General features: G+C 72.6%; 17 protein-coding genes. 1 reads left to right on the top strand and 16 read right to left on the bottom strand.

Going from position 1 to position 19,864, the window contains the following annotated elements:
- Positions 1–17: 17 nt before the first annotated feature.
- The 15 genes from gltB to QUG98_RS09480 all read right to left on the bottom strand — a co-directional run bounded on the left by gltB (position 18) and on the right by QUG98_RS09480 (position 17,237).
- Positions 18–4,625, bottom strand: coding sequence for a glutamate synthase large subunit (gltB, locus tag QUG98_RS09550; RefSeq protein ID WP_289470304.1), 4,608 nt, complete (start codon positions 4,623–4,625; stop codon positions 18–20).
- A 215-nt stretch (positions 4,626–4,840) separates the two neighbouring features.
- On the bottom strand, positions 4,841–5,836 hold the full coding sequence (gene lgt / locus QUG98_RS09545; protein WP_289470303.1) for a prolipoprotein diacylglyceryl transferase: 996 nt from the start codon (positions 5,834–5,836) through the stop codon (positions 4,841–4,843).
- Positions 5,837–6,039: 203 nt separating this feature from the next.
- Positions 6,040–6,843, bottom strand: a complete 804-nt coding sequence (gene trpA, locus QUG98_RS09540) for a tryptophan synthase subunit alpha (RefSeq protein WP_434533429.1) — start codon at positions 6,841–6,843, stop codon at positions 6,040–6,042.
- On the bottom strand, positions 6,840–8,054 hold the full coding sequence (gene trpB / locus QUG98_RS09535) for a tryptophan synthase subunit beta (protein ID WP_058729693.1): 1,215 nt from the start codon (positions 8,052–8,054) through the stop codon (positions 6,840–6,842). Before trpB ends, trpA begins: the two co-directional genes overlap by 4 nt.
- A 62-nt stretch (positions 8,055–8,116) precedes the next feature.
- Positions 8,117–8,917, bottom strand: coding sequence for an indole-3-glycerol phosphate synthase TrpC (gene trpC, locus QUG98_RS09530; protein WP_289470302.1), 801 nt, complete (start codon positions 8,915–8,917; stop codon positions 8,117–8,119).
- 14 nt (positions 8,918–8,931) lie between these two features.
- The gene (locus tag QUG98_RS09525) at positions 8,932–9,171 is read right to left on the bottom strand and encodes a DUF6704 family protein (RefSeq protein ID WP_058729692.1); all 240 of its coding nucleotides are present in this window, start codon (positions 9,169–9,171) and stop codon (positions 8,932–8,934) included.
- The gene (locus tag QUG98_RS09520) at positions 9,168–9,923 is read right to left on the bottom strand and encodes a Trp biosynthesis-associated membrane protein (RefSeq protein ID WP_289470301.1); all 756 of its coding nucleotides are present in this window, start codon (positions 9,921–9,923) and stop codon (positions 9,168–9,170) included. The genes QUG98_RS09525 and QUG98_RS09520 overlap by 4 nt, the downstream gene beginning before the upstream one ends.
- Positions 9,920–11,464 carry an anthranilate synthase component I gene (locus QUG98_RS09515; RefSeq protein ID WP_289470300.1) on the bottom strand — a complete coding sequence of 515 codons (1,545 nt, stop codon included), beginning with the start codon at positions 11,462–11,464 and terminating at the stop codon, positions 9,920–9,922. The genes QUG98_RS09520 and QUG98_RS09515 overlap by 4 nt, the downstream gene beginning before the upstream one ends.
- A complete protein-coding gene (gene hisI, locus QUG98_RS09510; RefSeq protein ID WP_137767421.1) occupies positions 11,461–11,886 on the bottom strand; it encodes a phosphoribosyl-AMP cyclohydrolase in 426 nt (141 codons plus the stop codon). The genes QUG98_RS09515 and hisI overlap by 4 nt, the downstream gene beginning before the upstream one ends.
- A gap of 39 nt (positions 11,887–11,925) precedes the next feature.
- Positions 11,926–12,681: an imidazole glycerol phosphate synthase subunit HisF gene (hisF, locus tag QUG98_RS09505; RefSeq protein WP_289470331.1), complete on the bottom strand. Its 756-nt coding sequence runs from the start codon at positions 12,679–12,681 to the stop codon at positions 11,926–11,928.
- Between the two features lie 62 nt (positions 12,682–12,743).
- The gene (gene hisG, locus QUG98_RS09500) at positions 12,744–13,583 is read right to left on the bottom strand and encodes an ATP phosphoribosyltransferase (protein WP_289470298.1); all 840 of its coding nucleotides are present in this window, start codon (positions 13,581–13,583) and stop codon (positions 12,744–12,746) included.
- Positions 13,584–13,657: 74 nt separating this feature from the next.
- Positions 13,658–13,921: a phosphoribosyl-ATP diphosphatase gene (locus tag QUG98_RS09495; protein WP_058726551.1), complete on the bottom strand. Its 264-nt coding sequence runs from the start codon at positions 13,919–13,921 to the stop codon at positions 13,658–13,660.
- A gap of 113 nt (positions 13,922–14,034) precedes the next feature.
- A complete protein-coding gene (gene rpe, locus QUG98_RS09490; protein ID WP_289470297.1) occupies positions 14,035–14,694 on the bottom strand; it encodes a ribulose-phosphate 3-epimerase in 660 nt (219 codons plus the stop codon).
- 39 nt (positions 14,695–14,733) lie between these two features.
- Positions 14,734–16,305 (bottom strand): RsmB/NOP family class I SAM-dependent RNA methyltransferase, encoded by a 1,572-nt coding sequence (locus QUG98_RS09485; RefSeq protein WP_289470296.1) that lies wholly within the window; start codon positions 16,303–16,305, stop codon positions 14,734–14,736.
- On the bottom strand, positions 16,302–17,237 hold the full coding sequence (locus QUG98_RS09480; protein ID WP_289470295.1) for a methionyl-tRNA formyltransferase: 936 nt from the start codon (positions 17,235–17,237) through the stop codon (positions 16,302–16,304). The genes QUG98_RS09485 and QUG98_RS09480 overlap by 4 nt, the downstream gene beginning before the upstream one ends.
- A gap of 93 nt (positions 17,238–17,330) precedes the next feature.
- On the opposite strand from QUG98_RS09480, the gene QUG98_RS09475 reads away from it, so the two are divergent.
- Positions 17,331–17,786 (top strand): DUF4383 domain-containing protein, encoded by a 456-nt coding sequence (locus QUG98_RS09475; protein ID WP_174234689.1) that lies wholly within the window; start codon positions 17,331–17,333, stop codon positions 17,784–17,786.
- Between the two features lie 90 nt (positions 17,787–17,876).
- Here QUG98_RS09475 and QUG98_RS09470 read toward each other — a convergent pair whose 3' ends face one another.
- A complete protein-coding gene (locus QUG98_RS09470; RefSeq protein WP_289470293.1) occupies positions 17,877–19,859 on the bottom strand; it encodes a primosomal protein N' family DNA-binding protein in 1,983 nt (660 codons plus the stop codon).
- Positions 19,860–19,864: the final 5 nt, after the last annotated feature.

Raw genomic sequence — 19,864 nt, 5'->3', positions numbered from 1 at the left:
TGGGGGTCGCGGTGCGGTCAGCCACCGGTCACCTCCAGGATGCGGTTCCAGACGACGGTGCCGTCCGGGTCGAGGCCCTCGTCGACCGCTTGCTGACGGGTCGCGAGCACCGCGGCGTAGTCGCGCGGGAGCACCTTGACGAAGTCGCCCAGGTCGCCTGACTCGAGCAGGTCGCCGGCGACGCTCGACCCGGTCTCCGCGAGGTGCTGCCGGAGCAGGTCGCTGACGATCTCGACGTCGGCGCTGTCGAGTTCCTCGAGTCGCAGCTCGCCGGTGGCGAGTGCGTCGGCGTTCACGTGCTCCCGACGGAGCCCGCGGACGTACGCGGTACCGCCGGACATGCCGGCGCCGAGGTTCCGACCGGTCTCGCCGAGGATCAGCGCGAGCCCGCCGGTCATGTACTCGAGTGCGTGGTCGCCCACACCCTCGACGACCGCCGTGGCGCCGGAGTTCCGGACGAGGAAGCGCTCGCCCACGATGCCGCGGATGAACATGCTCCCCTGCGTCGCGCCGTAGCCGATGACGTTGCCGGCGATGACGTTCTCCGACGGGTCGAAGCCGGACTCGGTGTCCGGGCGGACGACGATCGCGCCGCCGGACAGGCCCTTGCCGACGTAGTCGTTGCTGTCGCCGACCAGGCGGAGCGTGATGCCTGCGGGCAGGAACGCACCGAGCGACTGTCCGGCAGATCCGCGCAGCGTGACGTCGATCGACCCCGCGGGCAGGCCGTGCTCGCCGTGCCGCAGCGTGACCTCGTGGCCGAGCATGGTGCCGACGGCCCGCTCCGTGTTGCGGATCGGCAGGTCGAGCGCGACGGAGCCACCGTGCTCAAGGACGTCCGCCGTCTGCGCGATGAGCTGCACGTCGAAGTGCTCGTCGAGCTCGTGGTCCTGCTCGCGGACGTGCCGGCGCGGCTCGTCGCGGGCGAACTCGGGTCCGTGCAGGACGGGCCCGAGGTCGAGCCCGGACGCCTTCCAGTGCTCCACGGCACGGTCGGTGTCGAGCGCGTCGACCTGCCCGATCGCCTCGTCGAGCGAGCGGAAGCCGAGCTCGGCGAGGAGCTCACGGACCTCTTGTGCGATGAACTCGAAGAAGTTCACGACGAACTCGGGCTTGCCCGTGAAGCGCTTGCGGAGCTCGGGGTTCTGCGTCGCGACCCCCACCGGGCAGGTGTCCAGGTGGCAGACGCGCATCAGGATGCAGCCCTCGACGACGAGCGGAGCGGTCGCGAAGCCGTACTCCTCGGCGCCGAGCAGCGCCGCCACGACCACGTCGCGGCCGGTCTTCATCTGCCCGTCGACCTGCACGACCACCCGGTCGCGCATCCCGTTCAGCATGAGGGTCTGCTGGGTCTCGGCCAGGCCGATCTCCCACGGGGTGCCCGCGTGCTTGAGCGAGTTGAGCGGGGACGCCCCCGTCCCGCCGTCGTGGCCGGAGACGAGCACGACGTCGGCCAGGGCCTTCGTCACGCCCGCGGCGACCGCGCCGATGCCGGACTGGCTCACCAGCTTCACGTGGACGCGAGCGGACGGGTTCGCCCGCTTGACGTCGAAGATGAGCTGCTTGAGGTCCTCGATGGAGTAGATGTCGTGGTGCGGCGGCGGCGAGATGAGCCCGACGCCGGCGGTCGCGTGGCGGGTGCGCGCGACCCAGGGGTACACCTTCGTCGGGGGCAGCTGGCCGCCCTCGCCGGGCTTCGCGCCCTGCGCCATCTTCAGCTGGATGTCGGTGGCGTGCGTCAGGTACATGCTCGTGACGCCGAAGCGCCCGGACGCGACCTGCTTGATCGCACTGCGGCGCTCCGGGTCGAGCAGGCGCTCGACGTCCTCGCCGCCCTCGCCCGTGTTCGAGCGCGCACCGAGGCGGTTCATCGCGATCGCGAGGGTCTCGTGGGCCTCCTGTGAGATCGACCCGTAGGACATCGCGCCCGTGTTGAACCGCTTCACGATCGACTCGATCGGCTCGACCTCGTCCAGCGCGATCGGCTTCCGGACGCCGTGGCGGAACCGGAACAGCCCGCGGAGCGTCATGAGTTCCTCGGACTGGTCGTCGACCGCCTGCGAGTACTCGCGGAAGATGTCGTACCGACGGGCCCGCGTGGCGTGCTGCAGCCGGAAGACCGTGTCCGGGTTGAACAGGTGCGGCGGACCCTCGCGACGCCACTGGTACTCGCCGCCGGTCTGCAGCCGCTCGTGCGAGAGCACCGCACCGTCCTGCGGGTACGCCTGGGCGTGGCGCTCGGCGTTCTCCTTCGCGATGACCTCGATGCCGACGCCGCCGAGGATCGACGAGGTCCCGGTGAAGTACCGGTCGACGAACTCCTGGCTGAGGCCGACCGCCTCGAACGCCTGGGCACCGGCGTAGCTGGACACCGTTGAGATGCCCATCTTCGACATGATCTTCAGGACGCCCTTGCCGAGCGCCTTGATGACGTTCTTCACGGCCTGCTCCGGCGTGATGCCGGTGATCATGCCCGAACGCACGAGGTTCTCGCACGTCTCCATCGCCAGGTACGGGTTGATCGCCGAAGCGCCGTACCCGATCAGGGTGGCGACGTGGTGGACCTCGCGCACGTCGCCGGCCTCGACGATGAGCCCGACCTTCATGCGCTGTTCGGTGCGGATGAGGTGGTGGTGCACGGCCGCGAGCAGCAGGAGGCTCGGGACGGGCGCCTGCTCGGCGTTGCCGTCACGGTCGGACAGCACGATGAACTGCTTGCCCGACTCGATCGCCTGGTCGACCTCGTCGCAGACCGCCGCGATGCGCTTCTGCATCGCCTTCTTGCCCGCGTCGACGCGGTACAGGCCCTTGATCGTCACCGTGAGGTGGCGACCGGACTCCGTCTCGAAGTGCTGGATCTTCGCCAGCTCGTCGTTGTCGATGACCGGGAAGTCGAGCACGATCTGCTTCGCGTGCTCCGGCCCGGCGCTCAGCAGGTTGCGCTCCGGCCCGAGGCCCATCCCCATCGAGGTGATGACCTGCTCGCGGATCGAGTCGAGCGGCGGGTTCGTCACCTGCGCGAACTGCTGCGTGAAGTAGTCGAACAGCAGGCGGGGGCGCTCGGAGAGCACGGCGATCGGCGTGTCCGAACCCATGGCGCCGAGCGGCTCCGCGCCGGTCTGCGCCATCGGGCGGAGCAGGATGCGCACCTCTTCCTCGGTGTAGCCGAAGGCGCGCTGGCGACGGGTGACCGATGCCGGGGTGTGCACGATGTGCTCGCGCTCCGGCAGGTCGCTCAGGTTGATGCGGCCCTGCTCGAGCCACTGCGCCCAGGGCCCCGAGGTCGCCAGCTCGCGCTTGACCTCGTCGTCCTCGATGATCCGCCCGGCCTCGGTGTCCACGACGAACATCCGGCCGGGGCGCAGGCGGCCCTTGCGCACGACCTTGGCCGGCGGGACGTCGATGACACCCGTCTCCGACCCCATCACGATGAGCCCGTCGTCGGTGACCAGGAAGCGCCCCGGGCGCAGGCCGTTGCGGTCGAGCGTCGCGCCGACGACCGCGCCGTCGGTGAACGTGATCGCCGCCGGTCCGTCCCACGGCTCCATGAGCATCGAGTGGTACTCGTAGAACGCTCGGAGGTCCGGGTCCATCCCGACCTGGTTCTCCCAGGCCTCCGGCACCATCATCGACACCGCGTGCGGCAGCGAGCGGCCGGTCAGGGTGAGCAGCTCGAGGGTCTCGTCGAAGGACGCCGAGTCGCTCGCGCCCGGGCTGACGATCGGCAGCAGCGGGGCGAGGTCGCCGAGGAGCTCGCTCTCGAGCTGCGACTGGCGTGCCCGCATCCAGTTGCGGTTGCCGCGGACGGTGTTGATCTCACCGTTGTGCGCGAGCGTGCGGAACGGCTGCGCCAGCGGCCAGGACGGGAACGTGTTGGTCGAGTACCGGGAGTGCACGATCGCGAGCTTCGACGCGAAGCGCTCGTCGCTGAGGTCCGGGTAGAACGGCTCGAGCTGGAGCGTCGTGACCATGCCCTTGTAGACCATCGTCCGGCTCGACAGCGACATGAAGTAGACCTCGACACCGTGCTCCGCGCGCTTGCGCAGCCGGAAGGCCTGCCGGTCGAGGGCGATCCCGCTCCACGCGGCACCGTGCACGTCGTGCCGGGTCGAGGCGACGAAGAGCTGCTCGAACGCCGGCATCGCGGCACGCGCGAGCGTGCCCAGCACCTCGGGTCGCACGGGCACCTCGCGCCAGCCGAGCACCTTCAGGCCCTCTTCGCGGGCGATGCGCTCGACGGCGCCCTTCACCGCGTGGCGCTCGTCCTCGTCGACGGGCAGGTACGCCGTGCCGACGGCGTACTCCCCCGCCGCGGGCAGGTCGAAGTCGACCTCGTCGCGGAGGAACGCGTCCGGCACCTGGCACAGGATGCCCGCACCGTCACCGGTGCCGGCGTCGGAGCCGACGGCACCACGGTGCTCGAGGTTCCGGAGCGCGCCGAGCGCGGCGTCGACGATGTCGTGCCCGGCGGTGCCGCGGAGCGTCGCGACCATCGCGAGGCCGCAGGCGTCCTTCTCGTTCGCCGGGTCGTACGCACCGGTGGCCTCGGGCACGGCCGAGAAGCGTCGGTGTGCCGGCTGCAGGGAGCGCGTCGAACGGGGGGCAGGGTCTGGCTGGAGCGCCATGGGGAACCGTCCTCACGAGGAAGTGGAACAGGGACGTCGGTGGCCCGGTGGTGCGTTCCGCCCGAGCGGGCGGGACTGGTGCCCGTGCGCGTCGCCGTGGAGGGTGCGCAGACGACGCGCGAGGTGGTGGGGTCACTCGTGGTGACCCGACCGTGCGGAGGGTGCACCGTGGCCGGCGGGTGCCGTCCGCGGAGCGGGTGCTGCCGGTCGCGGAGTTACCGCGCGCGGCCTGCTGCAGGGACCGGATCGGCGTCGACGTCGGTCGCCGGAGCGTCGTCGTCGTGTTCCGACCAGGTGTCGTCCGAGTCTACATCGGAGGTCCGACGCGGCTCGCGACCCGGCAGGTACGGGCTCGGCTCCGCACCGGTGTGCCGACGCGTCTGCACGAGGAAGATCACGATGCCGAGCAGGATCGCAGCGAAGGACATCCACACGTTGGTGCGGATCCCGAAGAAGGTCTCGCTCGTGTCGACGCGGATGGACTCGAGCACCGAGCGACCGGTGCCGTACCAGATCAGGTAGAGCGCCATGACCTTGCCCCACTGCAGCCGGAAGCGCTTGTCGAGCAGCAGGATCACGACGACGCCGACGACGTTCCAGATGATCTCGTAGAGGAAGGTCGGGTGGAAGAGCGTGCCCTCGGGCAGGCCCTTCGGGAACGCGGCGTTCGTCGACTCGATCTCGAGACCCCACGGCAGGCTCGTCGGCATGCCGAAGAGCTCGTGGTTGAAGTAGTTGCCGAGGCGGCCGAAGGCCTGGGCGAGCAGGACGCCCGGGGCGATGGCGTCGATCAGGGTCGAGAAGCGCAGGCCGACCTGGCGGCACCCGATGTACGCGCCGAGCGACCCGAGGATGAGCGCGCCGAAGATCGCCAGACCGCCCTCCCACACGTAGAGGAACGACAGCGGGTCGCGCCCCGGACCGAAGTAGTCGCTGACGTGCGTGAACACGTGGAAGAGCCGACCACCGATGATGCCCGCCGGCACCGCCCAGATCGCGATGTCGATGATGATCCAGCGCTCGACCCCGCGCGCGTTGAGCCGACGGTTCGCCAGCACGACGGCAGCGACGATGCCCAGCAGGATGCAGATGGCGTACGCGTGGATCCGGAAGTCGAGCGGCAGCGACCACCCGAAGACGTCGCGTACCCAGGCGGTCAGGTCGAAGTACTGCCACGCGGTGCTCGGGCTCGGGATGCTCAGGAGGGGCATGGAGGTGCTGTCGCCTTTCGGTGCTGGACGGCCGCGGTGCCGCTGGAGGGTCGGCCCCGCTCACTGTAGCGCGGGAACCGCGCCCACCAGGAACCAGGAGGCCGGTCCTGTGGGAACCGTGATCCGGACGGACGGGAGGCGCGGTACCGGTGAGCCGGTCGGCCCACCCGTACCGCGCCTCCCGTCCGCAAGGGGTGGCTGCGTCAGCCGCGCACGGCGCCGCTCGTCAGGTCGGCCGCGCGGTCTGCGACCCCCTGGACGCCGAGGTCGGCGAGGGCACGCACGAAGGCGGAGCCGATGATCGCGCCGTCCGCGTACTCGAGGACCTCGCGCACCTGGTCGGCGGTCGAGATGCCGAGACCGACGCACGTGCGCTCCACGCCGGCGTCACGGAGTCGTGACACGACGGTGCGGGCGGCGGTGTCGACACCGACCCGTGCACCGGTGACGCCCATCGTCGACACCGCGTAGACGAAGCCGCGACTCGAGTGGACCGCCTGCTCCATGCGGGCGTCCGTCGAGGACGGTGCGGCGAGGAACACCCGGTCGAGCCCGGTGCGCTCGGACGCGTCGACCCAGGCGCGACCCTCGTCCGGGATGAGGTCCGGCGTGATCAGGCCGGACGCGCCGGCCGAGACCAGGTCGTCGGCGAAGCGGTCCACGCCGTAGCGGAGCACCGGGTTCCAGTACGTCATCACGAGGACGGGGACGTCGACCCGGTTCGTGATCTGGTCGACCGCGTCGAAGACCTGCGCGACCCGGAAGCCGTTCGCCAGGCTCTCCTCGGCCGCGCGCTGGATGACCGGGCCGTCCATCACCGGGTCGGAGTACGGCAGGCCGAGCTCGATGACGTCGACGCCGTTCTCGGCGAGGGCGACCGCGGCGTCCACGCTCGTCCGCAGGTCGGGGAACCCAGCGGGCAGGTAGCCGACGACGGCTCCGGCACGCTCGGCGTTGGCGGTGTCGATCGTCGTCGCGACCGACCGGTTCGTCTCGGTGTTCGTCACAGCTGCACCGCGTTCTCGTCGAGGATGCCGAAGTAGCGACTGGCGGACGCGACGTCCTTGTCACCACGTCCGGACAGGGACACCAGCACGACACCGTCCGGGCCGAGCTCCTTGCCGAGCGTGATCGCGCCGGCCAGGGCGTGCGCCGACTCGATCGCCGGCAGGATGCCCTCGGTGCGGGCGAGCAGGCGGAAGGCCTCCATCGCCTCGGTGTCGGTGACCGGGCTGTACTGCGCGCGGCCGATCGACGCCAGGTAGGCGTGCTCCGGGCCGACGCTCGGGTAGTCGAGGCCCGCGGAGATGCTGTGGCTCTCGATGGTCTGGCCGTCCTCGTCCTGCATGAGGTACGACATCGTGCCCTGGAGCACGCCGGTGCGGCCGAGCGAGATGCTCGCGGCGTGCCGACCGGTCTCGATGCCGTCGCCGCCGGCCTCGAAGCCGTGCAGCCGGACGGACTCGTCGTCGAGGAAGGCCTCGAAGATGCCCATCGCGTTCGACCCGCCGCCGACGCACGCGGCGACGGCGTCCGGCAGGCGACCGACACGGTCGAGGACCTGCTGACGGGCCTCCTCCCCGATCACCTTGTGGAACTCGCGGACCATCTCCGGGAAGGGGTGCGGTCCCGCGACGGTGCCGAGCAGGTAGTGCGTCGAGTCGACGTTCGCCACCCAGTCGCGCAGGGCGTCGTTGATCGCGTCCTTCAGGGTGCGCGAACCGGTCTCGACGGGGATCACCTCGGCGCCGAGCAGCCGCATCCTGGCGACGTTCAGGGCCTGGCGCTCGGTGTCGACCGCCCCCATGTAGACGACGCAGTCCATGCCGAACAGGGCGGCGGCCGTCGCGGTGGCGACGCCGTGCTGGCCGGCACCGGTCTCGGCGATCAGCCGGGTCTTGCCGAGCCGCTTGGCGACGAGCGCCTGACCGAGCACGTTGTTGATCTTGTGCGAGCCGGTGTGGTTGAGGTCCTCGCGCTTGAGGATGATCCGGGCGCCACCGGCGTGCTTCGCGAACCGCGGCGCCTCGGTGATGATCGACGGGCGACCGGTGTACTCGCGCTGGAGCGTGTCGAGCTCCGCGCGGAACGCCGGGTCCGCCCAGGCCTCGCGGAAGGCGGTCTCGAGCTCGTCGAGCGCGAGCACGAGCGACTCGGGGACGAAGCGTCCGCCGAAGTCGCCGAAGTACGGGCCCTGCAGGTCACGGAGTGAGGTCACGGTGGGACTCCCGGGGTGTTCGGTCACCCCGACGTGCGGAGCGACCGGTGGGACGGTGTCGGTCAGGCGCGCGGGCGGCCGGAGCCGTCCGCTGCGGCGATGAACGACGCGAGGGTGGTGGCGGGGTCCGCGCCCGTGACGAGCGCCTCCCCCACCAGGACGACGTCGGCCCCCGCAGCGCGGTAGTGGGCGACGTCGGCGGGACCGGCGACGGCCGACTCGGCGACGCGCACGACCCCGTCGGGGATGCGGTCGGCGAGCGAGCCGAACAGGTCGCGGTCCAGCGAGAAGTCGGTCAGGTCACGAGCGTTGACGCCGAGGATCCGCGCGCCGGCGTCGAGGCCACGGGCGACCTCGTCCCCGGAGTGCGCCTCGACCAGGACGCGCATGCCGAGCTGTTCGGCGAGCTCGTGCAGCTCGACGAGCTTCCGCTGCTCCAGCGCCGCCACGATGAGCAGCACCAGGTCCGCGCCGGCCGCACGGGCCTCGAGCACCTGGTACGGCTCGGCGATGAAGTCCTTCCGGAGCACCGGCAGCGACACGCGCGCCTTGACCGCCTCGAGGTCGGCGAGGCTGCCGAGGAACTTCCGCCCCTCGGTGAGGACGCTGATCGTCGACGCGCCGCCGCGCTCGTAGTCGGCGGCGAGGGCTGCCGGGTCCTCGATGGGCGCCATGGAGCCACGGGAGGGACTCGCGCGCTTGACCTCGGCGAGGATCTTCACCCGGTCGCCGGGCGCCAGGAACGCGAGGGCGTCGAGGGGCGACGCCACCCGGTCGAGGTCACGTTCGACGTCGGCGGTCGGACGGTCGGCACGACGGGCGGCTGCGTCCTCGAGCGCGCCCGCGACGAGGGTCTCGAGCACGTTCGGCACGGTGACTACTCCGAGTGGTGCTTGGGGACGAACTTCGGACCGTTGACGCCGTAGCCCGCCTTCGCCATCACGGCGCCGACGACGAGACCGATCACCACGACGGCAGCGGAGGCCCAGACGCCCCAGGCCAGGTCGAACCAGAAGAACAGCGTGCCTGCCGCGAAGCCGATCAGCATGATCACGACGGCGGTCCAGGCGGCGGGCGAGTGGCCTTCGCCGAGTTCTGCGGGCTCAGTGTTGCTCACGGTGCTCCTCGTTCTGCTCCGGCGCCGTCGTCCGATCGGCGCCGATCCGATCCTACCGTGTCGGTCGTGGGCGACTCCCCCACCGCGCCGACCCCGGGCGTCACCGCGGCGGTGTCGCCACCGTGCCCGGCAGCAGGTCCGGCGACAGGACCAGCAGTCGGGTCGTCCCCGGCGCTCAGGTCGTCCCAGTCCGTGATCGCGTCGCGCTGGGTCGGGGCGGCGGCACGGGCGTCCGCCGCGGCGCCCGCGGTCGCGGCCGCGTACTTCCGCGTCGGACCCGGCCAGTTCCGCTGCACGACGAACACGACGATGCCGAGGACGACGGCGAGCACACCGCCGGCGATGCCCACGGCGGGCCACGCGGTGACGTCGACCCGGTCGACGACCTGGCGGACGGCCGCGGTGTCGCTGACGCCGGCGACCTCGCCGACCGCGCCCTTCGACGCGGCGACCGGGTCGGCCAACGCACCGATGCCGGTCGCGACGACCGCGAGGCCGAGCAGCACCTCGACCGCCGCGAGCACGACACGGAGCACCCGGCCGGCGATCGTCAACGCGAGGAACAGCGCCAGACTGGCGATCGCCAGTGCCGTGTACTGCGGAACGACGGCGGCACCGTCGGCGACGACCCGAGGTACGACGGCGGTGCCGGCGTGCAGGTGCAGCGTGAACCACGTCTGGGTCCACGAGAGCATCACGATCCCCGCGACCGCGAGGCCGGCGACGACGACGAGCGGGCGGGAACGCTTCACGACCGGACCTCGCGCATGCGGTTCGCGGTCGCGACGGCACGCAGGGGGGCGGCGGCCTTGTTGACCGCCTCGACGTGCTCGGTGTGCGGGTCGGAGTCGGCGACGAGTCCGGCGCCGGCCTGGACCCGCGCGACGCCGTCCTTGATGAGGGCGGTGCGGATCGCGATCGCCAGGTCGGCGTCGCCGGCGAAGTCGAAGTAGCCCACGACCCCCGCGTACGCGCCGCGCTTCGCCGGCTCGAGCTCGTCGATGATCTCGAGCGCTCGCGGCTTCGGCGCGCCCGACAGCGTGCCGGCCGGGAAGGTCGCCCGGAAGACGTCGATCGCCGAGGCTCCCGGTCGCACCGACCCCTCGACGCTCGACACCAGGTGCATGATGTGGCTGAAGCGCTCGACCGTCATGAACTCGGTCACCGCGACGGTCCCCGGCTCACAGACCTTCTGCAGGTCGTTGCGGGCGAGGTCGACGAGCATCAGGTGCTCCGCGCGCTCCTTCGGGTCCGCGAGCAACTCGTCGCCGAGGCGGACGTCCTCGACCGGGCTCGCGCCCCGCGGCCGGGAGCCGGCGATCGGGTGGGTGATGGCCCGACCGTCCTGCACCTTCACGAGGGCCTCCGGCGAGGCCCCGACGATCCAGAAGCGCTCGTCGTCGGTGTCCGCCAGCGCGAGGAAGTACATGTACGGACTGGGGTTCAGGGTCCGCAGCACGCGGTAGACGTCGAGCGGGTCGGCCGTGACGTCGTGGTCGAAGCGCTGCGAGATGACGACCTGGAACACGTCGCCGTCGCGGATGAAGTCCTTCGACCGCTCGACCGCGGCCATGTAGTCCTCGGGTGTCGTCCGGTGGCGCGGGGTCGGCTCGGCGATCTCGAACGCCTCGGCCACGGTCGCCGGGCTCGGCTGCACCAGGTCCGCCTGCATCCGGTCGAGCCGCACCTGGGCGTCCGACCACATCGTGTCGGCGTCGTCGGTCCCGTCGTTGAGGACGCTCGCGACCAGGAGCACCAGGCCCGTGCGGTGGTCGAGCGCCGCGAGTTCCGACACGAAGGCCAGCGCCTGGCCGGGGACCTCGAAGTCGGCCGGGGGGACGTCCGGCAGGTGCTCGAGCTGCCGGACGGCCTCCCACCCGATGAACCCGACGGTGCCACCGACGAGCGGCGGGGTGCCCGGCACGCGCGGGGTCGCCCACCGGTCGTGCAGGCGCGCCAGGACGTCGAGGGGCGCGCCGTCGAGCGAGTCCACGGCGCGGGACGCCGGGATGCCCGTGTCGATCCATGCGGCCCGGTCGCCGTCCTGGGTCAGGACGCCGAAGCTCCGGACCCCGACGAACGACCACCGGGACCAGAGCCCGCCCTGGCCGGCGGACTCGAGCAGGAACGACCCGGGACGGCCGTCCGCGAGCTTGCGGTAGACGCCGACGGGCGTCTCGCTGTCGGCGTACAGGGCGCGGACGACGGGGACGACGCGGTGGCCGTCGAGCAGCTCGTCGAAGGCCTGCCGGGAGGTCGTGCGCGGTTCCTCCGCGCCGGTGGCGGTGCTCATCGGGTCTCCTCCACGGCCGTGCTCACTCCGTGCGCGTCGGTCACGGCCCCGGCCGGCGCGGACGCCGTCACGGGGTCGAGCGGGTCGACCTCGAAGCAGCTGTGGGCACCGGTGTGGCACGCCGCGCCGACCTGCTGCACGGTGACGAGCAGGGTGTCGTCGTCGCAGTCGAGCGCCGCGGCACGGACGTACTGTGCGTGCCCGGACGTGTCGCCCTTGCGCCAGTACTCCTGGCGCGAGCGCGACCAGAAGGTCACGCGGCCCTCGGTGAGGGTACGGCGGAGGGCTTCGCGGTCCATCCAGCCGAGCATGAGGACGTCCTTCGAGGACTCCTCCTGCACGACTGCGGGGAGCAGCCCGTCGTGCCCGAACCGTGCGCGGTCGAGGACCGCCTCCGTGCTGGTGCTGGTGCTGTCGGTCATGGGACTCCTAGCCTACGGCGGGGTGTCGGCGGACGGGTGTCAGCGGACGGGGTGGCCGGCGGCGCGCAGCGCTGCCTTGACGTCCCCGATGGTCATCTCGCCGCGGTGGAAGACGCTGGCGGCGAGGACGGCGTCCGCTCCCGCGTCGACGGCCGGGGCGAAGTGCTCGACGCGACCAGCGCCTCCCGAACCGATGACCGGGACCGGCGACACCGCGCGCACCGCGGCGATGAGCTCGAGGTCGAAGCCGTTCTTCGTGCCGTCCGCGTCGATCGAGTTCACGAGCAGTTCGCCCGCGCCCCGCTCGACGCCCTCGCGGGCCCAGGCGATCGCGTCGAGGTCGGACTCCGTGCGCCCCCCGTGTGTCGTGACGACGAAGCCGGACGGCATCCGGTCCGAACGCTTCACGTCGAGCGACAGCACGACCGCCTGCGCGCCGAACCGGTCCGCGATCTCGCCGACCAGCGCCGGCCGGGCGATCGCCGCGCTGTTCACACCGATCTTGTCCGCACCGCACTGCTGCAGGCGGGAGACGTCGTCGACGCTCCGGACGCCGCCGCCGACGGTGAGCGGGATGAAGACCTGTTCGGCTGTCCGGGTCACGGTGTCGTACATCGTCGCGCGGTTCTCGACCGTCGCCCCGACGTCCAGGAAGGTGAGCTCGTCCGCGCCCTGCTCGTAGTAGCGGGCGGCGAGTTCGACCGGGTCGCCGGCGTCCTGCAGGTCGAGGAAGTTCACGCCCTTGACGACGCGACCGCCCTGCACGTCGAGGCACGGGACGACCCGGACCGACACCCCACCGGCGACACCGGCGGCGCCGCTGTCCGGCGCCGTTCCGTCCGGCTGCGCTGCCGCGTTCACAGGCGTGCGGCGTGGATCGGGCTGACGAGGATGGCACGCGCGCCGAGGTCGTAGAGCGCATCCATGATGAGGTTCGCGTCCTCGCGCGGGATCATCACCCGGACCGCGGACCAGTCGCGACCGTGCAGCGGGGAGACCGTGGGCGACTCGATGCCCGAGGCCACCGCCGTCGCCTGCTCGAGCAGGTCCGTGGGGATGTCGTAGTCGAGCATCACGTAGCCGCGGGCGACGAGCACACCCTGCAGGCGGCGGCGCAGGACGTCGATGCCCGGGATGGACTCGTCGGTCGAGATGAGCAGCGCGGTCGACTCGAGGATGACCGGGCCGAAGATCTCGAGCCCGGCCGCCCGGAGCGTGCTGCCGGTGGAGACGACGTCGGCCACGGCGTCGGCGACGCCCAGGCGCACCGCGCTCTCGACGGCACCGTCGAGCTTCACGAGCGTCGCGGTAACCCCGTGCTGGGCGAGGAACTCCCCCACCAGACCCGGGTAGCTCGTCGCCACCCGGACGCCGTCGAGGTCCTGCAGGTCGCTGAACCGACCGGGGGTCCCGGCGAACCGGAACGTCGAGTCGGCGAACCCGAGCGCGTCGACCTCGTGCGCCGCGGACCCGGAGTCGAGCAGGAGGTCGCGACCGGTGATGCCGACGTCGAGCGCGCCGGAGCCGACGTAGGTCGCGATGTCGCGCGGACGGAGGAAGAAGAACTCGACGCCGTTGCGCTCGTCGAGCAGGTGGAGCGCCTTCGGGTCGCGGCGACCGGCGTACCCGGCCTCCTTGAGCATCTCGGAGGCGGTCTCGGACAGCGAGCCCTTGTTGGGCACGGCGATGCGGAGCATCAGGGGGTCTGCTTTCTGCTGGAGGTCGGGACGACTGCGGGTCGCGGCTGCGCTCGTCGGCGCGTCGCGGGTGCCTACAGATGTCGCCAGACGTCCGCCGGGGTGAGCCCCTTCGCGACCATGAGCACCTGGAGGTGGTAGATCAGCTGCGAGATCTCCTCCGAGGTGCGCTCGTCGCCCTCGTACTCGGCCGCCATCCAGACCTCGGCGGCCTCTTCCACGATCTTCTTGCCGATCTGGTGCACGCCGGCGTCCAGTTCGGCGACGGTGCCGGAGCCCTCGGGGCGCGTGCGCGCCTTCTCGGTCAGCTCCGCGAACAGGTCGTCGAACGTCTTCACGGGGTCCAGGCTACCGTCCTGCGCGGACACGGCCGACGCACCGTCCGGACGGGAGGCACCGGTCGCGTCCGCCTCGTCGGCGGCGTCGGTCGTCCCGCGGCCTGCGACGCCGGTCACGCGCGCGCCGCCGCGGCCGCCTCGCGCAGGTCGGCGATGCGCTGCGCCGGCTCGCCGCCGTACACGGCGGACCCGGCCACGAGCGTGTCGGCGCCGCTGCGGACGGCCTCCGGGACCGTGTCCACCGCGATGCCGCCGTCGACCTCGAGCCACACGTCGAGCCCGGAGGCGTCGACGGCGGCGCGGGCGTCGGCCAGCTTCGGCATCACGGACGGCATGAAGGACTGGCCGCCGAACCCGGGCTCGACCGTCATGAGCAGGATCATGTCGTAGGCGTCGAGGTGGTGGAGCACCTGCGTGATCGGCGTGCCGGGCTTCACGGCGACGGCCGCGCGGGCCCCGTTCGACCGGATCGCCGCGGCGGTCGCCACCGGGTCGGCTGCGGCCTCGAGGTGGAACGTCACGCTCGACGCGCCCGTCTCGGCGTACTTCGGCGCCTGCGTGTCGGCGTCGGTGATCATCAGGTGGACGTCGAGCGGTACCGGGGAGACCTCCTGCAGGCGATGCACGATCGGCAGGCCCAGCGTGAGGTTCGGCACGAAGTGGTTGTCCATCACGTCGACGTGCACCATGTCGGCGCTCTCGATGCGGTGCAGCTCCCGCTCGAGGTTGGCGAAGTCGGCGGACAGGATGCTCGGCGAGATGCGGATCGTCACCGTGCAACCCTACCGAGCACCGCCATCGAGGACGGCCGGTCAGGGGCGGCGGCGGAACAGCGCGACGAACATGGCGTCGGTACCGATGCGGTGCGGCCAGAGCTGCACCGTCGGGCCGTCGGCGACCTGCGGGTCCCGGGCCGCCACCGAGCGGACGATGCCGGCGGTGTCGAGCTGCTCGAGCACGTCTCCGTGCCGCTCGAGCAGCGCGTCGACCTGCCCGCGCGTCTCGGCGAGGTGCGGCGAACACGTCACGTACGCCAGGGTCCCGCCGGGCGCGAGCGCGCGCACGGCCGCGTCGAGCAGCTCGGCCTGGAGCGCGGCGAGCTCGGGGACGTCCTCGGGCTGCTTGCGCCACCGTGCCTCCGGACGACGGCGGAGGGCGCCGAGACCGGTGCAGGGGGCGTCGAGCAGGATCCGGTCGAACGGCTCGTCGCCGGGCTTGCCGAACCGCCGTCCGTCGCCCTCGACGACGGTGACCGTGTCGTCGCCCGCGACCGTGGCCAGCGCCTTCCGCACGAGACCGACGCGGGCGGGCACGAGCTCGTTCGCCACGAGGGTCGCGCCGCCCTGTGCGGCCTCGGCGGCGAGGAGCGCGGCCTTGCCGCCGGGTCCAGCGCACATGTCGAGCCACCGCTCCCCCGGGCGGACGGCGGAGGACCGCGTGAGGGCGAGGGCCGCGAGCTGCGACCCCTCGTCCTGCACCCGGAGACGACCGGCGGCGACACCGGGGACCCGCGCGGGGTCGCCGGCGGTCCCGCGGATGCCGACCGGTGAGACCGGACCGGCGTCGGCGCCGGGGATGCGGACGGGAGGCGCGGCGCCGGTCGCGTCGGCGACCCCGGCACGGTCGTCGGTGCCGGTCGCGTCGTCGGTGCCGGTCGGGTCGTCGGTGCCGGTCGCGTCGTCGGGGCCGGTCAGGTCGTCGGTCGCGGCGGGGCCGACAGTCGCGGTGCGGACGTCCTCGTCGGTGGCGAGGCCCGGGAGCGCCACGAGCTGGACGCGCGGGGCCACGTTGTCGGCGGCGAGCAGCGCGGCGAGTTCGTCACGCGACCGCTCGGCGGCCAGCGCGTCACGGAGCGCGGCGACGACCCACGACGGGTGCGACCACCGAGTGGCGAGCAGCGCGTCGCCGCTCCGTCCCTCGGTGATGAGCGCGTCCCACTCGTCGTCGGTCTTCGCGGCGACCTTGCGCAGCACGGCGTTCACGAAGCCGGTGGCGCGGCGGGCACCGACCTCGCGCGCGAGTTCGACGGTCGCCGAGACCGCTGCGTGCGTCGGCGTGCGCATGCCGAGCAGCTGGTGCACCCCGAGCCGCATCACGTCGAGCACGTCGGACTCGATGTTGTCGACGCGACGGCCGGACGCGACGCCGACGATCGCGTCGTAGCGGCCGAGCATCCGGATCGACCCGTAGGTGAGCTCGGTGGCGAAGGCGGCGTCGCGGGCGGAGAGCCCGGCCCGACGGATCCGGGTCGGCAGGAGCAGGTTCGCGTAGGCGTCGTCGACCTGCACCGCACGCAGGACGTCGAACGCGACCCGCCGAGCACTGGTCGGACGGGGTCGACGGTCGCCCGGTGCCCGCCGGGGCCTCTGCTGTGCGGGGCTCACGAGAGCACCACGCCCTCGAGCGAGCCGAGACCGCGCGCCCAGGCCGCGCCGTCCATCGCCTTCTTGCCGGCGGGTTGGACCTCCGCGAGCACGAGCGGGACGTCGGCCGTCCCGACCAGCAGTCGACCGTCGACCAGCGCGAGCGCGCCCGGCGCGAGGTGCGGGGCGGAGGAGGCCGTGCCTCCCGGCAGGAGCGCGCTGCGGAGCAGCTTCACGCGGGTCTCGCCGAGGTGGGCGAACGCGCCGGGCTCCGGGGTCACACCGCGGATCCGGGCGTGGACGGCGACAGCCGGCTCGTCGAACCGGACGTGTGCGTCGTCGACGGTGGGCTTCGGGGCGAGCGACACCGTCCCGGACTGCTCGGTCGCGACCGCGGTGCCGTCGGCCAGGGCGTCGACGACCCGGAGGACGGTGTCGGCTCCGGTCTCGGCCATCGCGGCGAGGACGTCCCCGCTCGTGGCGTCCGGGTCGATCGCGAACGGGTCGGACGCGTACACGGGGCCGGCGTCGAGCGCCTCGACGAGCTGGAAGACGGTCGCGGCGGTGCTGGTGTCGCCGGCCATCACGGCACGCTGCACGGGCGCAGCTCCGCGGTACGCCGGCAGGTCGGAGAAGTGCAGGTTGACCCAGCCGAGACGCAGAGCGTCCAGGGCGGGACGGCGGAGGAGCGCACCGTACGCGACGATGACGCCGAGGTCGGCCTGCAGCTCGACGAGCTGCGCGGTCACGGTGTCGTCCACACGGGTCGCCTCGATGACGGGCAGCCCGAGTTCCGCCGCGACCTGCGCGACCGGCGTCGGCGTGAGGACGCGCTTCCGGCCCTGCGGCGTCGGGGGTCGGGTGAGGACGGCCGCGATCTCGTGGTCGGAGGCGGCGAGACGTCGGAGGGTGGGGACGGCCGCAGCAGGGCTGCCGGCGACGACGAGACGCATGGGGTCCATCGTCCCACGGCGGACGGGGTCCGACGCGCGCGGGACGCCGTCGACCGAGAACGGACTGCGAGTCGGCTGGGTATCGTCCGGACCATGAGTGACGTCACCACCTCCACCAACCGCTACGCCGGCTCGTCGATCCAGAAGGTCGCGCTCGTCGTCGGCATCGTGTTCCTGCTCGTCGGGATCGCCGGGTTCGTGCCGGGGCTGACCTCCGGCGACCTGGGCGGTGCCGGACACCACTCGATGGCGATGCTGCTCGGGATCTTCCAGGTGTCGGTCCTGCACAACATCGTGCACCTGCTCTTCGGCGTCGTGGGGCTGCTCGCGGCGAACCGTGCGACGGGCTCGCGGATGTACCTCGTGATCGGCGGCGTCGTCTACTTCGTGCTCTGGGTCTACGGCCTGTTCACGGCGGGCACGATGTCCGGCGCGAACTTCGTCCCGCTGAACTGGGCGGACAACTGGCTGCACCTCGTGCTCGCGATCGGGATGGTCGCGCTCGGCGTCGTCTTCCCGCGGGAGCGTCGTCGCCCCGTCGGCGCCTGATCCCTCCGCACCACGCAACGTCGGCGGTTCCTCGCAGCGGTACACCCCTGCGAGGAGCCGCCGACGTTCCGTTCCGGGGGCCGGGTCGGGTCAGACCTCGGTGAACGGCTCGGCGTCGTCGAGCCGGACGCGCAGGGTCGGCGCCGCCCGACGGCGGTTCCCGCCCGGCAGCACCCGCCGGGTCGACGAGCGGCGGATGACCTCGGCCTTGAGCGTCGCCGCGACCTCCGCCCCGTGCGCGTACGGGAACCGCACGATCGCACGGACCGTCCCCGGCGCCGGGTCCTCCGGCACCGGCACCGGTCCGAGGACCGCTCCGACGACCGCGTCGCGGAGGGCCTCGACCGCCGCGGTCACCGCCTCGTCGGTCCCGGTGAGGGTCGCCACCCGCACCGCCGGCGGGAAGTGCAGGGCCCGTCGGTCGACGAGCTCGTCGTGCGCCGGCCCGTCGAGCCGCCAGAGCGCCATCGCGGTGGCGAGCTTCCCGCCGATGCCGACGAGGTACACCTCGGCTCCGGGCGCGCCCTTCGCCGCGGCGTTCGTCCAGAACCGGAGCACGTCCTCCTGCACCCGGAGCCCCTCGCGTGCCAGGAGCCGTTCGCCGTCGAGCAGCAGCACGCACGCGTAGCCGCCCGGCACGCTCGGCTCCGCGCCGCGGGTGGCGACGACGACCGCAGGACGGGCCGGGACCTCGTCGAGCGGGCGAGAACCGTCCGCGACCACGATCCGGGTACCGGGGAACGCCCGGCCGAGCTCGTCGGCGGTGCGCTGCGCCCCCTGCCCGACGGGCTTCAGCTTCCCCCCACCGCACGTCGGGCACCGGAAACCCACCGCGAGGGCGCCGCAGAACCGGCACTGCGGGGTCGCGTTCCGGTGCGGGCTGCCGAGGGGCCCTCCGCAGACCCGGCAGTGCGCGCGCTCCCCGCAGTCGGCGCAGACGAGCCCGGTGCCGAAGCCCGGGTTCGCGACCTGCACCAGGACCGGGCCGTGCTGACTGGCCTCACGTGCCGCGCGCCAGGCGGTGCTCGGGATGCGGGCCTGTGCGGCGAAGCCCTCGGCGCTCGCCTGCTGCGCGGTCGGGATCACCTTCGGCGTCGGCATCCGATGGGGCGCGAGCTCGTGCAACCAGTGCAGCTCGACGAGCCGCTGGACGTCGGTCGACCGGGCGTGTGCGAGGAAGAGGAGCGCGGCGCCGGACTGGGCGGTCCGGACGAGGGCGACGTCACGCGTGTGCACGTACGGCGCGCGGGGCTCGACGAAGGACGCGTCGCCGTCGTCCCACATCGCCACGAGCCCGAGCTCCGTCGCGGGTGCGAACGCCGCCGTCCGGTTGCCGATCGCGACGACGGCGTGTGTCCGCGCCTGCAGCAGCGCCTTCGCCCGCTGACCGTTCGTCTGCTTCGCGTCGAACCGGACGACGCGCTCGGGCGGGAGCACCGCGAGGAGCGCGCGCTCCAGGTCGGTGACGTCGCGGAAGTCCGGCACGGCGAGCACGGCGGACTGCTCCCGGGCGACCACCTGCGACGCGGCCTGCGCGAGCGTGGCGGCCCATCCGGGGACCCAGACGGGTTCGTCGGCGGTCCCGACGTCGACCGGGTGTGGGACGGCGTCGACCGCAGCGCGCCCATGGTCGGCGAGCAGTGCCTCCAGGACGCCGTCCGCGTAGCCGGTGACGGGCGTCGGGTCGACCGCCGGGGGCGACCACGTGGTGTCTCGGGCCAGCCATGCCTTCTCGGCGCGGACCTGGCGCGTCGGCACGGCGAGCCGCAGCACGTCGGAGGCGACGCCGGCGGCGCGGTCGGCGACGGCGCGCGCGAGCGTCCAGATCTCCGGGGCCAGCACGGGCACCGGTGACACGACCTGCTCGACGGGGCTGAGCTCCCCCGGCCAGTCCCCTTCGGACACCACCTCGACGACGTACGCGTCGGACATGCGGGCACCGGTGCGCAGCGGCACCTTCACGCGGACCCCCGGCACGCAGTCGTCCTCGAGCTCGGCCGGCACCCGGTAGTCGAACAGACGGTCCAACTGCGGGAGCGGCGAGTCGAGGACGACGCGCGCGACGGTGGTCACACGGT

Source organism: Curtobacterium subtropicum, from assembly GCF_030362975.1.
In the GTDB taxonomy this organism is placed as follows: Bacteria; Actinomycetota; Actinomycetes; order Actinomycetales; family Microbacteriaceae; genus Curtobacterium; species Curtobacterium subtropicum.
The sequence above is the reverse complement of the archived record's forward strand: the minus strand, read 5'-3'. Positions and strand labels throughout refer to the sequence as shown.